This window comes from Mesorhizobium sp. M9A.F.Ca.ET.002.03.1.2 (assembly GCF_003952365.1).
Classification (GTDB): domain Bacteria; phylum Pseudomonadota; class Alphaproteobacteria; order Rhizobiales; family Rhizobiaceae; genus Mesorhizobium.
In genome coordinates, this window is the sequence record NZ_CP034443.1 from 2,345,663 (window position 1) to 2,361,763 (window position 16,101).

12 protein-coding genes are annotated in these 16,101 nt (G+C 63.3%); 4 read left to right on the top strand and 8 right to left on the bottom strand.

The window, feature by feature from the left end; genetic code table 11:
* A complete protein-coding gene (locus EJ066_RS11525; RefSeq protein ID WP_126037909.1) occupies positions 1-1,827 on the top strand; it encodes an alanine racemase in 1,827 nt (608 codons plus the stop codon).
* On the opposite strand, the gene EJ066_RS11530 is transcribed toward EJ066_RS11525, so the two are convergent.
* From EJ066_RS11530 to EJ066_RS11560, 7 genes are all read right to left on the bottom strand, one after another.
* A complete protein-coding gene (locus tag EJ066_RS11530) occupies positions 1,828-3,198 on the bottom strand; it encodes an FGGY-family carbohydrate kinase (protein WP_126037912.1) in 1,371 nt (456 codons plus the stop codon). It lies immediately after the preceding gene.
* The gene (rhaM, locus tag EJ066_RS11535; protein ID WP_126037914.1) at positions 3,195-3,512 is read right to left on the bottom strand and encodes an L-rhamnose mutarotase; all 318 of its coding nucleotides are present in this window, start codon (positions 3,510-3,512) and stop codon (positions 3,195-3,197) included. The genes EJ066_RS11530 and rhaM overlap by 4 nt, the downstream gene beginning before the upstream one ends.
* Complete coding sequence (locus EJ066_RS11540) at positions 3,512-4,513, bottom strand: ABC transporter permease (RefSeq protein ID WP_126037918.1); 1,002 nt, start codon at positions 4,511-4,513, stop codon at positions 3,512-3,514. The genes rhaM and EJ066_RS11540 overlap by 1 nt, the downstream gene beginning before the upstream one ends.
* Positions 4,510-5,487 carry an ABC transporter permease gene (locus EJ066_RS11545; RefSeq protein WP_126037921.1) on the bottom strand — a complete coding sequence of 326 codons (978 nt, stop codon included), beginning with the start codon at positions 5,485-5,487 and terminating at the stop codon, positions 4,510-4,512. The genes EJ066_RS11540 and EJ066_RS11545 overlap by 4 nt, the downstream gene beginning before the upstream one ends.
* Positions 5,484-6,965 carry a sugar ABC transporter ATP-binding protein gene (locus tag EJ066_RS11550; RefSeq protein ID WP_126037924.1) on the bottom strand — a complete coding sequence of 494 codons (1,482 nt, stop codon included), beginning with the start codon at positions 6,963-6,965 and terminating at the stop codon, positions 5,484-5,486. Before EJ066_RS11550 ends, EJ066_RS11545 begins: the two co-directional genes overlap by 4 nt.
* 188 nt (positions 6,966-7,153) lie before the next feature.
* Positions 7,154-8,149, bottom strand: coding sequence for a rhamnose ABC transporter substrate-binding protein (rhaS, locus tag EJ066_RS11555; protein WP_126037928.1), 996 nt, complete (start codon positions 8,147-8,149; stop codon positions 7,154-7,156).
* Positions 8,150-8,198: 49 nt separating this feature from the next.
* A complete protein-coding gene (locus EJ066_RS11560; protein ID WP_126037931.1) occupies positions 8,199-9,008 on the bottom strand; it encodes a DeoR/GlpR family DNA-binding transcription regulator in 810 nt (269 codons plus the stop codon).
* 214 nt (positions 9,009-9,222) lie between these two features.
* Between EJ066_RS11560 and EJ066_RS11565 the strand changes: the two genes are divergently transcribed.
* Positions 9,223-11,325, top strand: a complete 2,103-nt coding sequence (locus tag EJ066_RS11565) for a bifunctional rhamnulose-1-phosphate aldolase/short-chain dehydrogenase (RefSeq protein ID WP_126037935.1) — start codon at positions 9,223-9,225, stop codon at positions 11,323-11,325.
* A gap of 175 nt (positions 11,326-11,500) precedes the next feature.
* Positions 11,501-12,793: an L-rhamnose catabolism isomerase gene (gene rhaI, locus EJ066_RS11570; protein WP_126037938.1), complete on the top strand. Its 1,293-nt coding sequence runs from the start codon at positions 11,501-11,503 to the stop codon at positions 12,791-12,793.
* Between the two features lie 124 nt (positions 12,794-12,917).
* Here rhaI and EJ066_RS11575 read toward each other — a convergent pair whose 3' ends face one another.
* Entirely contained in the window at positions 12,918-13,916 is a 999-nt protein-coding gene (locus tag EJ066_RS11575; RefSeq protein WP_126037941.1) for a carbon-nitrogen hydrolase family protein, read from the bottom strand.
* Positions 13,917-14,351: 435 nt separating this feature from the next.
* Here EJ066_RS11575 and ggt point away from each other — a divergent pair, with 435 nt between their 5' ends.
* Positions 14,352-16,091 (top strand): gamma-glutamyltransferase, encoded by a 1,740-nt coding sequence (ggt, locus tag EJ066_RS11580; RefSeq protein WP_126037944.1) that lies wholly within the window; start codon positions 14,352-14,354, stop codon positions 16,089-16,091.
* Positions 16,092-16,101: the final 10 nt, after the last annotated feature.

A 16,101-nucleotide genomic window follows, 5' to 3' on the forward strand; every position in this document is an offset into this window, starting at 1 on the left:
ATGTCGGGACCGCAAGTCGCCATCGACCTTGGCCGCATCGAGCGCAATGCGCGCACGATCGTCGAACGCTGTGCCCTGTCCGGCATCAAGGTCTTCGGTGTCACCAAGGGCACTTGCGGCATGCCCCAAGTGGCGCGCGCCATGCTGCGCGGCGGCGTCGCCGGCATTGCCGAATCGCGCTTCGAAAACATCCGCCGGCTGCGCGACAGCGGCATCACCGCCCCGATCATGCTGCTGCGCAGCCCGCCGATGGCGCGCATCGAGGAGGTGGTGCGCACCGTCGACATCAGCCTGCAATCCGAACTCGCCACCATCCGAGAGCTATCGCGCATCGCCGAACGCATGGGCCGCGTCCATGACATCTTGCTGATGATCGATCTCGGCGACCTCAGGGAGGGTATCTGGCCGAACGATCTCGTGCCGACTGTCGAGCAGATCCTGGCGCTCAAGGGCGTGCGCATCGCCGGCATCGGCACCAATCTCGGCTGCTTCGGCGCCATCATGCCGACGGAAGAAAATCTCGGGCAACTCGTCGCCCATGCCTACAAGACCGAGCGGCTTTCCGGCGCAAGGCTCGACTGGATCTCGGGCGGAGCGTCGTCGTCGCTGACGCTGCTGCTCGAAGGCAGGCTGCCCGCCGGCATCAACAATCTGCGCGTCGGTGAGGCGATCCTGCAGGGTGGCGTCGAGACCTTCCGCGAGACGCCGTGGGCTGAACTCGAGCCCGACGCCTGCCGGCTGACCAGCGAACTCATCGAGGTCAAGCTGAAGCCGTCGCGGCCGATCGGCCAATCCGGCTACGACGCGTTCGGCAACCAGCCGGTGTTTCCCGACGAGGGCGACAGGTTGCGCGCCATCGCCAATATCGGCCGCGAGGACGTGCTGGTCGAAGGGCTCATTCCGATCGCCAAGGGCGTGCGGGTGCTGGGCGCCTCCAGCGACCATCTGCTGCTCGACGTGCACGACGCCGATCCGCCGCCCGCCGTCGGCGACCGCGTCGCCTTCCGCATGAGCTATGGCGCCATGCTGCTGGCGATGACCTCGGAATATGTCGAAAAGGCCCCGATGCATGACGTCGAGGATTTTTCCGGCCGCAAGATGGTGTCGATATCGGCCGAACCGGCCGCCGCCGGCATCCTCGCCAGGGAGGCGACCGGCGCCCGGCTGGAGGCGATGAATTTCGACGTCGTCGAACTGGCCGATATCGAGCGGCCACCCTCCGGCCTGATCCGGCTCACCGCCGGGAGCGACCGGCGCATCGCCCACAAGGCGCTGACAGCGACCGCGCGGGCCACACACTCCTTCGGCCTGATCTGGATCGATTCCATCGCAGCACTCATGCCGGAAGGCGAAGACAGCATCGATCTGCCGGAAGGCTCGGTGCTGGCGCGTGCGCTCGGCCTCGACCACAAGCCCGGCGCCTTGCTGCCGCAGCTGTCGCCGGAAAACGTCGTCATCGTTGGGCTGCGCCATGCCGATCCGGCCGAGGTGCGGGTGCTGAAGGATTCGCGCGTCACAGCCTTCACCATGACCGACATCGACGCCATGGGCATGCGCGACCTGATGCACGAGGCGATCCGCATCGCCACCTCCGGCACGCAGGGCTTCCATGTCAGCTATTCCCCTGATGTGACCGAATTCGCCGGCTGGGCGGCTGGTTCCGGCGGCCTCACGGTGCGCGAAACGCATCAGGCGATGGAGGCTATCGCGCTCTCCGGCGGGCTATTGTCGATGGACGTCTCCGGCCTGACGTCAGGTTTCGAACCGCGATTGGCGACGGAAACGGTCAATTTCGTCATGTCGGCTTTTGGTAAGCGGATTTTGTAGTCAGCGACACGCGTCGACTGCCGCACGCCACGAGCGCGCATAGTCCGCCCAGGCTGGCTCAATCGGCGGTTCGATCCTGTCGCCTTTGCCTTGGATCGTTCTTTGGTGCGACGCCAGCAAGGCGGCGCCGATGCTGGTGCCGGTCGCGGCCTCGGACGCAACGACGGCGCGCGCCGTTGCTGCCGCCAGCATCTGCGTGAAAAGCCGGTTGCGGGCGAACGGGCCCTCGACGATGGCAGGACCATCGGCGCCGATCAGTTCGAGGCTGGTCGCCGTCATCAGCGCCAGGTAGAAAGAGACAGCGGCAAAGCGCTGGCCGTTGCTCAAGCCTCCGGCGTTGAGCCATGCGGCGGTGTGGTGCGCAAACGGCCCCGAACCCTGTTGCGTTGCCGGCAGCAGCAGAGCTGTCCTGGTGAACACCGCCTCCACATCCTCTCCGGTCCAGTCTTGCGACTGGCCTTGCGTCAGCAGCGAAAACTCACGGCCGCCCATGAAGCGCGCCGATGGCACCGGATCGCCGAGCGCATTGACATTAACCAGCGTGTCGCGCGCCGCGTCGAGCGCGACCGTGTTGCCGCTGACGGCCATCGACACCACCCAGGTGCCGGTCGAGACGACGGCGAAGGGCGGTCTGTCGGACAGGAGATGCGGCAGCAGCGATGCGTTGGAATCGTGCAGGCCGCAAAACACCGGCGTTTGCGGGTCGAGACCGGTTCGTGCAGCAAGGGCGGGCAGGATTAGGCCCAGGCGATCCTTCGCCGGCCGCACCGGCGCCATCAGGCGGCGCCATTCCATTTTGTCGACCAGCGACGAAAAATCCGCCTTCCACGGGTTCCACAGGTCCGTGTGGCAGCCAAGCGAAGTCACCTCGTTGGCGGCGACGCCGGTCAGGCGCAAGGTCCAGTATTGCGGATACATCAGGATCGCGGCGGCCCTGGCGAAATCCGCCGGAAACCGCTTCTGCTGCCAGAAGAGCTGCGCGCCGAGATTGAGGCCGACCGGCAGGCGCGGCGAGCCCGTCTCGGCGAAGGCCGGGCGGATCGCGTCATAGTCCTCGGCAACGGCGTCTGGCCCGGTGAATTCATAGTCGAGCACTGGCAGCGCCAATTTGCCGGCCGCGTCAACCAGCACGCCCGTCGCGCCGTGGGTGGTGATCGATATCGCACCGATGCGCTGGTCGCGGTTGATCGCTGCGAGGCTGTCGAGGATGAACGACCATAGAAGCTCGACGTCGTGGTGCGGGTAGGGGCCGTCGGCAACGGGCGCGTTCGCCACGCGGCGCAGCGCGACTTCGCGCATCTCGGCGAGATCGACCAGCGCCACCTTGGCATTGGTCTTGCCGATATCGATGACGGCGACGTGGCGGGTCATTCCATATGGAACATTGTTTCCAGCGGCACCGCCACCGGCTCGTTGTTCGGTTCCGTCTCCATGATGTCGGCCATCTCGGCCCACCAGCGCTGCATCACCGGGTGCTTCGGTAATTCGTCCATGCCATGGCCGTCACGCCGCCACAGCACGCCGAACAAGGTGTTAGTCTCCTCGTCGAGATGGATCGAATAGTCGGAAACGCCGGCCTGTTTGAGCAGCGCCACCAGCGACGGCCAGATCTCGTCATGGCGCCTTTTGTATTCGGCCTTCATGCCCGGATTGAGCTTCATCTTGAACGCGTATTTCTCGGGCATCAGGTGAAGCGCTCCCTTCGCACGCGCCGCCACAGGATGGGCAACGCGATGACGATGATGAGCAACAGGCCGATGAAGATCGACATGACGATGCCGGGCACGTTGAGCAGTCCCAAGCCAAAAGTCACCAGCCCCATGATGAAAGCGGCGAGCACCACGCCCAGAATGCTGCCGGCGCCGCCCAGGATGCTGACGCCGCCGAGCACGACCATGGTGATGACCTCCAGTTCGTAGCCTTGCGCGATCGACGGCCGTGTCGAGCCGAGCCGCGAGGTGATCAGCACCGAAGCGATGCCTGCCATCAGCCCGGTCAGGCAGAATAGGATGAATTTGATGCGGCCGACACGCACGCCGGAAAACTGCGCCGCGACCGGGTTGTTGCCGATGGCGAATATGCGGCGGCCGAAGCTCGTCTGGTGCAGAAGGAACCAGTAGATGACCGCCGCGACGAGGAACAGCGCCAGTTCGAACGACACCACCCACCAGACATAGCCCTGGCCGAAGAAGGCGAAGCTCGAGGGATAACCCTTGTAGGCCCGGTCGCCGAGGACGATGAAGGCGATGCCGCGAAACAGGCTCATCGTGCCGATGGTGACGACGATCGACGGCAGGCCCAGCCTGGTGACGAGCAGCCCGTTGAAGGCGCCGCAGCCCAGCCCGACCAGGATGCCGATCGCCACCAGCACCGGCGTGCCGGCGCCGGCCTGCACCGCCATGCCCATAATCGTCGAAGCCAGCGCAATGATGGCGGCGACCGACAGATCGATCTCGCCGGAAATGATCAGCAGCGCCATGGCGAGCGCGATCAGCGCCTTTTCGGTGAAGTTGAAGGTCAGGTCCGACAGCGACCACGCGTCGAGGAAATAGGGCGAGGCGAAGCTGTTGACGGCAAAGATGGCGACCGCCACGGCGACCAGCAGCGCCTCCCAGGAGAAGATCGCCGAGCTGAGCGGGTTGTCGAGCCGGTCGGGAATGTGGCGTGGTGCAGGGGTGTCGGTCATGCCGCTTCCGCCTTCTTCAGGATGATGCGGCCCTGCCGGCGTTCGCCGCGCGCGTTGAGCACCACGGCAAGAATGATGGCGCTGCCCGAAATCGCCATCTGCCAGAACGGCGAGATGTTGATCACCGGCAGGGCATTGGAGATGATGCCGAGGAACAGCGCGCCGAGCACCGCTCCGCCGACCGAGCCGATGCCGCCGGCGATCGAGATGCCGCCGATGACGCAGGCGGCGATGATGTTGAGCTCGTAGCCATTGGCGACCTCGACCGAGGCGATGACGTAGCGCGAGATCCAGAGATAGCCGCAGAGACCGGCGGTCATTCCCGAGATGCAGAAGACGATGAACTTGGTGCGGCGGACATCGATGCCGGCATAGACCGATGCGGTCGGATTGACACCGATGGCGTAGATCGAACGGCCGAGCGCGGTGCGCGTCATCAAGAGGAAGAACAGCGCGATGACCAGTATGGCGATCCATGACAGCACCGGAATGCCGAGGAAAGCGGCGCGCTGCAGGCCGATGAACTCAGGGCTCATCTGATCGGCATTGACCCAGGCGCCGCCTGATATGACGAAGGTGGCACCGCGGTAGATGGTGAGCGTGCCGAGCGTCACCACGATCGACGGGATGTTCAGCCGCCACACCAGCAGGCCGTTGATCGCGCCGAGCACCAAGCCGACCAGAAGTGCGATGACGATCAGCAGCGGGATCGGGATTGCCGGATGTGCGGCGTTCAGCATCGCCACCACCATGCCGGTGAAGCAGAGGTTGGACGCCATCGACAGGTCGATCGAGCGGGTCAGGATCACCGCCATCTGCCCCAGCGCCAGGATCATCAGGATCGAGGTGTCGTTGAACAGCTGGCGCAGATTGCCGGGGGCTGCAAAGCCCGGAAAGCGCATCGAGATCAGTCCGATCAGCACGGCGATGGCGGCAAGCAGCCAGACTTCGCGGTACTTGAGAAAAATCTTCATGCCGCGATCCCCGCTGCCGTCCTGACCAGCGTTTCGGCGTCGAGCCCCTTGTTGTCGTAGACCGAGGCGATGCGGCCTTCGCGCATGACGACGACGCGGTCGGACATGCCGAGGATCTCAGGCAGTTCGGACGACACCATGATCACCGACAGGCCTTGCGCGACGAGCTCGGCCATGAAGCCGTGCACGGCGGCCTTGGAGCCGATGTCGATGCCCTTGGTCGGCTCGTCGAGGATGATCACCTTGGGCGCGGTCGCCAGCCATTTGGCGATGACGATCTTCTGCTGGTTGCCGCCCGACAAAGTGCCGACGTCCTGGCTGAGCGAGGAGGCGCGCAGGTCCAGCCGCTCGGTGTAGGAACGAGCCAGCGCGAACTCCTCCGCCAGCCGCAACATGCCGGATTTGGACGTGCGCTTGAGCGAAGGCAGCGAGATATTCTGGAAGATCGGCAGGCCGATCACCACGCCCTGCTTGCCGCGTTCTTCCGGCACGTAGACGATGCCGGCATCAATCGAGTCCGCCGCCGATTTCGGTACGATCGCCTTGCTTTCCAGCGCGATCGTGCCGCCGCTGGTGCGGGTAATGCCTGATATCGCCTGCATCACTTCGCTGCGCCCGGCGCCGACAAGGCCGTAGAAGCCGAGGATTTCGCCTCTGTGCAGCTCGAAGCCGATATCGTCGAACTCGGTCGGGTGCGACAGGCCGGAGACTGTGAGCACCGGCGCGCCGATCTCGGCCTTGCGCTGCGGAAAGATGTGGTCGACGGCACGTCCAACCATCATGCGCACGATCTGGCTCTGGCCGGCGTCCTTGATCAAGCCTTCGCCGACCATTTCGCCATCGCGGAACACCGTGTAACGGTCGGCGATGCGGTAGATCTCGTCGAACTTGTGGCTGATGAACAGGATCGCCTTGCCTTCGCTCTTCAGGAACTCGACCAGCAGGAAGAGCTCCTCGATCTCCTTCAGCGAAAGCGCCGCGGTCGGCTCGTCCATGATGACGATCCGCGCGTCGATCGACATTGCGCGGGCGACGGCCACGAGGTGCTTGTTGGCAATGCCGAGATCTTTCAGCCGCGCATCGGCGTCGATATGGCCGGCACCCATTGTGTTCAGGACTTCACGGGCTTGTCTGCGCATGGTGCGCCAGTCGATGGTGCCGAAGCGCGTGCGCGGCGCGTGGCCGAGAAAAATGTTCTCGGCAACCGTGAGGTCGTCGAACAGCATGGTTTCCTGATGGATGGCAGTAATGCCGTGCCCGAAGGCGGCATGCGCGCTGGGAAGTGTGACGGCTTGGCCGTCGATGCTGATGGTGCCCGCATCGGGCTGGTAGATACCGGTCATGATCTTGACCAGCGTCGACTTGCCGGCGCCGTTTTCGCCGATCAGCGCGGTCACCTGGCCGGGATAAAGCGACAGGCTGACATCATGCAGCGCGCGCACGCCGGGAAAACTCTTCGAGATGCCGGACAGCGTCAGGCGCGGAGCCGCCTTACCCTCCCCTTGTGGGGAGGGTCGCGAACGATTTGAGCGGGATGGGGGTCTACTAGCATATCAAGGTCCTGGTGTGTGGAGATGTCGCCACCCCCACCCCGTCTCGCCGGTTTTGCTTCGCAAGACCGCCTCGCCGACCCTCCCCACAAGGGGAGGGTTAGAGCGTCCAAGGATCAATAGATCTTGGAGAACTCTTCGATGTTGGTCTTGTCGAACTGGAAGGGCGGAGCCATCGCAGCCGAGTTGGTGTCGTCGAGCGTGACCTTGCCGACGCGGCCGATCGACAGCGTCGCGCCGGGCTTCGCCTCTTCTTTCTTCACCGCCAGATCATGGGCGAGGTAGACGGCCGAATAGCCCAAGTCGATCGGGTTCCACAGCGCGACGGCTTGCGAGGCGCCGTTGTCGATGAACTTCTTGAACTCCGACGGCAGTGCCAGGCCGGTGACATTGACCTTGCCGATCAGGTTCTCGTCGGTCACCACCTGAGCGGCGGCAACGACGCCGACCGTGGTCGGCGCGATGATCGCCTTGAGGTTCGGATAGGACTTCAAGAGGCCCTTGGCCTCGTCCGTGCTCTTGGCGGAGTCGTCATCGCCATAGACGGTGGCGACGAGTTTGATCTTCGGGAATTTCTCCGGCAGCACCTTCTTGGCCGCGTCGATCCAGGCGTTCTGGTTGGTCGCGGTGGACGAAGCCGACAGGATGGCGACATCGCCGCCTTCCGGCAGATAGTCGGCGGCGAGCTTGATGATGGTCTCGCCGATCAGGTCGGTGTCGGATGGGTTGAGGTGAAGCTGGCGGCCTTCCGGAGCGACGCCCGAATCCCACGAGATAACGGTGATGCCGCGATCCATCGCCTTCTTCAGCGCCGGAACCAGCGCGTCGGCGTCATTGGCCGAAATGGCGATGGCGTTGACCTTCTGGGCGATCAGCGAATTGATCACTTCGATCTGCGCTTCGGCGGTGGCCTTGGTAGGGCCGGTGTAGATGATGTCGACGTCGCCGAGTTCCTTGGCCGCCTCTTCGGCGCCCTTGTTGGCGGCATCGAAGAAGCCGTTGCCGAGCGACTTCACCACCAGCGCGATCTTGACGTTCTCGGCGTAGGCGGCATTCACGAACATGGCGGCCGACAGGGCCGCCGTCACCATCAATTTCTTCAAGATGCTCATTCGAATATCCTCCCTTGAGCGTTGCATTCCATCGCCGCTGCGGGTCGTCTCAGGCCTGCAGTGAAGATTCTTCCTTGTTGCCAAGCGTTGTGCGGGCGACGATCAGCGTCACACCAGCGGTTTCCAGCATCTTGGCCTCGCGATCCTCGATGCCGTCGTCGGTGATGACCGTGGCGATGCGCGTGAGACCACACAGGATCAGGCTCGAGCGTTTGCGGAACTTCGACGAGTCGACCAGCACCACCAGCTCGTCGGCCTGGTCGATCAGTTTCTGCTCGGCCTGGATCAGCAGCGGATCGCCTTCCATCAGGCCTAATGGCCCAAGCCCTTGCGCGCCCATGAACATGCGGCGCGCATAGAAATTGCGCGTCACGTCATTGTCGAAGGGCGACAGGATGATGTTCTGCTCGCGGTAGATGGTACCGCCCGACAGCATCACCGTGTTCTTGGAGTGCTTGAGCAGGTGCTCGGCGATCGGGAAGGAATTGGTGAAGATCGGCATGCGGCGTCCGGTCAGGAAATGCACCATCTGGAAGGTGGTGGTGCCACCATTGACGATGATCGGCTCGCCGTCCTTGCACAGTTCCACGGCTTCCCGCGCGATCGCCCGCTTCTGCGAAGCGTTGATCGTCTCGTTGACGGAAAAGGGCCGGCCGGCAAGGCCGATGAACTGCGGTGGGGTGATCGCCTCGGCGCCGCCGCGCACGCGGCGCAGGCGCTTTTGCACATGCAATGCCGCGATGTCGCGCCGGATCGTCGCCTCGGACGAGTCCGTCAGGTCGACCATTTCCTGCACCGTCACCACAGGCTTTTCCTGGACGGCGGACAAAATGATCCTGTGGCGCTCTTTTTCGTGCATGGTTCCTCCCTGCCTGCACATCTAGGCACCCAAAACGCGCAGTGTCAATCATTTCCGATCATATAATTTCATTGTGCAGTGCAATATGATCAATCTTGATCGTTTGTGATTGACAACGCCGTCGCTTCCGTGGACATTCGACCAAAGCTGACCCGCTATGCGGTGGCAATCGACCGCATCGTTTTGCGCGTCTCACGTCACGGGAGGATTACCTATGCTCGACAAGCGCTCCGGCACGCGCCTTGCCAATCTTTGGGATGAGGCGAAAGCCCAGGCGATGAGCGAGCCGGAACGTCTCGTCTACCGCTCGAATGTTCTCGGCTCCGACAAGCGCGTCACCAACTATGGCGGCGGCAACACCTCCTCCAAGATCTGGCAAAAGGACCCGCTCACTGGCGAGAGCGTGGAAGTGCTGTGGGTCAAGGGCTCGGGCGGCGACAGCGCCTCGATCAGGCTCGACGGTTTCGCCACGCTCTACATGGACAAGCTCAGGGCGCTGAAGGGTCTCTATCGCGGCCTCGAGCATGAGGACGAGATGGTGGGCTATCTGCCCCATTGCACATTTAATCTTAACCCGCGCGCGGCCTCGATCGACACGCCGCTGCACGCCTTCGTGCCGAGGCCCTATGTCGACCACATGCATCCCGACGCCATCATCGCTATTGCCGCCGCCAAGGATTCGAAGGCGCTGACCAGGGAGATTTTTGGTGACACGATCGGCTGGCTGCCATGGAAGCGTCCGGGCTTCGAACTCGGCCTGTGGCTGGAAAAATTCTGTCTTGAACATCCAAGGGCCAAGGGCGTCATTCTCGAAAGCCATGGCCTGTTCAGCTGGGGCGACACGCCAAAAGAATGCTACGAGACGACGATCTCGGTGATCAATCAGGCGATCGAGTGGTTCGAGCGTCGGTCCGAAGGTTTGCCGATCTTCGGCGGCGAAGCGGTCAAATCGCTCAACGCGCCGGCGCGTCGAGCCGTGGCGGCAAAGCTGATGCCGAGGATCCGCGGCCTGATCTCGCAGATGAGCCACAAGCTTGGCCATTTCGACGATTCGCCTGCCGTGCTCGAATTCGTCAATTCGAAGGATTTGCGCCCGTTGGCGGCGCTCGGCACCTCCTGCCCGGACCATTTCCTGCGCACCAAGATCCGGCCGTTGGTCATCGAGTTCGATCCCAAGGTCCCCGATGTCGATGCCGTGATCGCTCGTCTCGCCGACGACGTGGCGGAGTATCGCGTTGGCTATCAGGCTTATTACGACCGCTGCAAGCATGCGGATTCGCCACCGGTGCGCGATCCGAACGCCGTGGTCTATCTGATGCCCGGCGTCGGCATGTTCACCTTCGCGGGCGACAAGGCGACGGCGCGCATTTCGGGCGAGTTCTACGTCAACGCCATCAATGTTATGCGCGGCGCCTCGACGGTGTCGACCTATGTCGGCCTGCCCGAGCAGGAGGCCTTCGACATCGAATATTGGCTGCTCGAGGAGGCGAAGCTGCAGCGCCTGCCGAAACCGAAGGCCCTTGCCGGCCAGATCGCGCTGGTCACCGGCGGCGCCGGCGGCATCGGCCGGGCGACTGCCAACCGGCTGCTGCGCGAAGGCGCCTGCGTCGTGCTGGCCGACATCGACGAAGCCGCCCTTGCCAGCGCCAATGACGAACTGGCGAAAGCCTATGGCAAGGATTTCGTGCGGCCGCTGGTCATCAATGTCACATCAGAGGACCAGGTGATATCAGGCTTCGCCGAGACCGCGGTCGAGTTCGGCGGCATCGACATCCTGGTGTCGAATGCCGGCCTGGCAACCTCGGCGCCGATCGAGGAAACCACGCTGGCGCTGTGGAACAAGAACATGGACATCTTGTCGACCGGCTATTTCCTCGTTTCGCGGGAAGCATTCCGCTTGTTCCGCGCGCAAAAAATCGGCGGCAACGTCGTCTTTGTCGCCTCCAAGAACGGTCTTGCCGCATCGCCCAATGCCGCCGCCTATTGCACGGCCAAGGCCGCCGAAATCCACCTGGCGCGCTGCCTGGCGCTGGAGGGCGCGGAAGCGCAGATCAGGGTCAATGTCGTCAATCCCGACGCCGTGCTGCGCGGCTCGAAGATCTGGACCGGCGAGTGGAAGGAACAGCGCGCCGCCGCCTACAAGATGTCGACCGACGATCTCGAGGAACATTACCGCTCGCGCTCGATGCTGAAGCGTTCGGTGTTCCCCGAAGACATCGCCGAGGCGATCTATTTCTTCGCCTCCGGCATGTCGGCCAAGTCGACCGGCAACATCGTCAATGTCGACGCGGGCAACGCCCAGAGCTTTACGCGATAAGTGATCACACTTTGAGGTCGGCGCTGCCCCTCATCCGCCTGCCGGCACCTTCTCCCCGTATAGTGACGGGGAGAAGGGAAGCGCTCCAGCGTCGGCGTCCCCCTCTCCCCGTTGTTACGGGGAGAGGGTAAGGGTGAGGGGCAGCGCCGACCGAACGTATTTGGGAGGAAGTGCAGTGTCCGAATTGATCATCTCCGCCGACATCGTCGAAAAGAGCAACGCCGCACGCAAGGCCGATCTCCAGCGCGACTACCAATCGCTCGGCGAGCGCCTCGACCGCCGCGGCATCGCCATCGACACCATCCGCGACAAGGTCGAAAAATTCGCCGTGGCGATCCCCTCCTGGGGCGTCGGTACCGGCGGCACGCGTTTTGCCCGCTTTCCCGGCGCCGGCGAGCCGCGCGACATCTTCGACAAGATCGAGGATTGCGCCGTCATCCGCCAGTTGACACAGGCCACACCCACCGTCTCGCTGCACATTCCGTGGGACAAGGCCGATCCGAAGCGGCTGAAACAGGCGGCCTCCCGCTTCGGCCTCGGCTTCGACGCCATGAATTCCAACACCTTCTCCGACGCCAGGGACCAGGAGCTTTCCTATAAGTTCGGCTCGCTGTCGCATGCCGATGCCGCAACGCGCCGCCAGGCGGTCGAGCACAATCTCGAATGCATCGAGATCGGCCGGACGCTCGGCTCCAAGGCGCTGACGGTGTGGATCGGCGACGGCTCGAATTTCCCCGGCCAGGTCAATTTCGCCAAGGCGTTCGAGCGCTATCTCGACGCGATGAAGGAGATCTACGCCGGACTGCCGGACGACTGGAAGCTGTTCACCGAGCACAAGATGTACGAGCCGGCCTTCTATTCGACTGTCGTGCAGGACTGGGGCACCAACTACATGATCGCCACCGAGCTCGGCGACAAGGCGTTCTGCCTGGTCGACCTCGGCCATCATGCACCCAACGTCAATATCGAGATGATCGTGTCGCGGCTGATCCAGTTCAAGAAGCTCGGCGGCTTCCATTTCAACGATTCCAAATATGGCGACGACGACCTCGATGCCGGCTCGATCGATCCCTACCGGCTGTTCCTCGTCTTCAACGAACTGGTCGATGCCGAGCTTGCCGGCGCCAACGGCTTCGATCCGGCCCACATGCTCGACCAGAGCCACAACGTCACCGACCCGATCGAAAGCCTGATGCTGTCGGCGGTTGAGGTGCAGCGCGCCTACGCCCAGGCACTGCTGGTCGACCGCAGGGCGCTGGAAGGCTTCCAGGACGCCAATGACGCCTTGATGGCGACGCAGGCGCTGAAGATAGCCTATCGCACCGATGTCGAGCCGATCCTCGCCATGGCGCGGCTGAACACGGGCGGCGCCATCGATCCGGTCGCCGCCTACCGCGCCGCCGGTTACCGGGCCAAGGTCGCGGCGGAACGGCCGGCGGTTGCGAGCGGCGGCGGCGGGATCGTTTGATATCGGCCTGAAACAAAAAACCCGCCTCAGGCGGGTCGTTGGCGCGAATCAGCACCATGAATAAATTCCTATCATAGCTGCCGTCATCAGTCAAGTTGAAATTGCCCAGTCGATCCGCGGATGCTCAGAATATATCGCGGCTGTCGCTTCGTGGGTCGTCGTCCACCAGGTGCGATTCGTAAATGCCGGTCCGAGCCGTTCGCCTCCAGGGTCGGGCGAGGTCTCCCGGATTGTTGTTGATATCGACAACGGCAATTGAGGGTATTCCATCCGCTGCACATTGTGCGGCCCATTGGCCGCCAGGAGCAACGATCCCCGAAGGGGCAGTCATGCCATGTCGAGCGAGCACAGAGAAACTGATCCAGTAGCTGTTGCTTGCTGCGTGCCCCTGCGCCTCGGAAGCGAACGACAAGTCATTGGGGGAGGCCCCGCCAGTGGTCGAGAACAGAACACAATCCACATCAAGCCGCTCGTATTCGATGAAAATCTCCGGAAAATGCGTTTCCATCCCTAGCGCGCAGCCGAAGCGGACACCGTCAACTTCGAACGTCACCGGGATTGAACCCGGCGTGTACATAAAGGAGATCTTCGTGTTCGACAGCATGCGCTCGTCGTAACGCGTCACCAGTTCCCCACGATCGGAGACGATATACAGGCTGTTGTGCGGCCGGTGGGGCTGGGTGAGTTGATGCACTGAACCGAAGACCGTCCAGAGCCCGAGCTCGCGCGCAAGCGTCCTCGCAGCATTCAATTCCTCGCGTAGGACAGCCCACTCGAACCGCCCCCAATCGGAAGGACCGACTTCTTCGGGCCCGCTGACCGACATGATGCGCTTGTTCGGGGAGCAGGTCGCGCCCTCTGGAAAATGCACGATTCTCGCTCCCGCCTGATGTGCCTGACGCATCAGGCGTCGCATCTCCAGCCCGCTGGCGCGAAGCGCAGCTATGTCGCGAGGATCATCGCAGAGGCTGGATTGCGCTACAGCCAGACGCAATGACTTGGCTTCAGGAGTCAGGTCGTGCCGCGAACTGCGGCGAACATGCGCGAGAGCGGCGGTGTAGGACTCGCCCGTTTTAGCGGCACGGGCACGTACACGATGTTTGAAGGTTCCGTTTTTCGTCATTGTCAGGCCTTTCACGTCTCGGACGGAGTTCCCCAGCAACCGCTTCCGAAACGATCGGACCAAGACAGCGACCCGAGACTTAAGTCCCTTTGCCTCCGTTTAAGACCGTGCTGAGGAAGGTCTTGGGAGGTTCGGCGGTAGGCCACGCCGGGACCAATGCTGCCGAAGCGGCTCTGATTCGTCAACTTCGGGGGTAACGAAGGTCTGCTTTGGGCCGCGGACCTGCCGAGGCGCTTAGTCAACTGAGCTCGTCGAGGTGATCCCGGAAGCTACGTGGCAATGCCCTCGATCGGAATGAGACTTATAGGATTGATGAAGCGCGCTACGCGAAGCGGCCGGTGAGGCGTGCACCAATCTCTTTCCGTTCCATTGCCATGGACTCAATCCCTCCGACGGGGTCTTCTAGGCACATCCAACGCCCCTCGGAGAACGGCCATGCACCACACAAGCCGAACGCTGATCGCCGTCAGTCTTTCCCTCACCTTGACCTTTGCGCCGCTGGCGGCCGCCTTCGCCGCCTCGCCGCAGCCGGCGAAGGGCGAGCGTGGCATGGTGGTGACCGCCCAGCATCTGGCGTCGGAAGTCGGTGTCGAGGTGCTGAAGAAGGGCGGCAACGCCGTAGATGCTGCGGTCGCCGTCGGCTATACGCTGGCTGTGGTCTATCCGAACGCCGGCAACATCGGCGGTGGCGGCTTCATGACCGTCCGCTTCAAGGACGGCCGCTCGACCTTTCTCGATTTCCGCGAGCGCGCCCCGCTCGCCTCGACGAAAACCATGTATCTCGACAAGGACGGCAAGCCGGTGAAAGGCGCCAGCCTCGACGGCTATCTCGCGGTCGGCGTGCCGGGCTCGGTGGCCGGCTTCGAGACCGCACGGGAAAAATACGGCACGCTGACGCGGCAGGATTTGATGGCGCCGGCGATCGGCTATGCCAAGGACGGCTTCGTGCTGGAGCAGGGTGATGTCGCCTCGCTCGAAGGCGGCGCCGAGCGGCTGGCGAAGGACCCGGCCGCGGCCGCCATCTTCCTGAAGCCGGACGGCAAGCCTTACGCGATCGGCGAGCGCCTTGTTCAGGCCGATCTCGCCGCCTCCCTTTCTGCTATTTCGGAGCAAGGTCGCGATGCCTTCTACAAGGGGACCATCGCCGACGGCATCGTCAAGGCGAGCGCGGAGAAGGGCGGCATTCTGGCCAAGGCGGATTTCGAGACCTACGCGGTCCGCGAGCTCAAGCCGGTGACCTGCAACTACCGCGGCTATGAGATCACCTCCTCGCCGCCGCCGAGTTCCGGTGGCGTCATCATCTGCGAGATCCTCAACGTGCTGGAGGGCTATCCGCTGTCCTATCTCGGCGCCGGTTCCGCCGAAACCGTTCGACTCATGGTCGAGGCGATGCGCCATGCCTATGTCGACCGCAACTCGGCGCTCGGCGATCCCGACTTCGTCGACAATCCGGTCGAAAAACTGCTGGACAAGAATTACGCGAAGGAAATCCGCGAAAAGATCGATCCGTTCCGGGCCGGCGTGTCGCAGGATCTGATGCCGAAGGGTTTTGGCGAGAGCCAGGAGACGACGCATTATTCGATCGTCGACAATGACGGCAACGCCGTCGCGGTGACCTATACGCTGAACGGCTCCTTCGGCGCCGCCGTCGTCGCCGACGGCACCGGCATCCTGCTCAACAACGAGATGGACGATTTCACCCAGAAACCGGGCGTGCCCAATCTCTACGGCCTCGTCCAGGGCGAGGCGAATGCGATCGAGCCGAGGAAAACGCCGCTGTCGTCGATGAGCCCGACCATCGTCGCCAGGGACGGCAAGCCGTTCATGGTCATCGGCAGCCCCGGCGGCTCACGCATCATCACCATCACGCTGGAAGCGATCGTCAATGTCGTCGATCACGGCATGAACATCCAGGAGGCGGTCGATGCGCCGCGCATCCACCACCAGTGGCTGCCCAACACGGTCTATATCGAACCGTTCGGCCTGTCGCCGGATACCGAAAAACTGCTCGCCGGCATGGGCTACCGCCTCGATGTCACTGACGCGACCTGGGGCCAGGCGGCCGGCATCCTGGTCGGCGGTAAGAGCCTGGCCGAAATCGAGAAGGGCGGCGGCGCGCGCTACAACGGCGCCATCGACAGCCGCGCCGCATCCGGCGAGGCGATCGGATATTAGATTTCGTGCC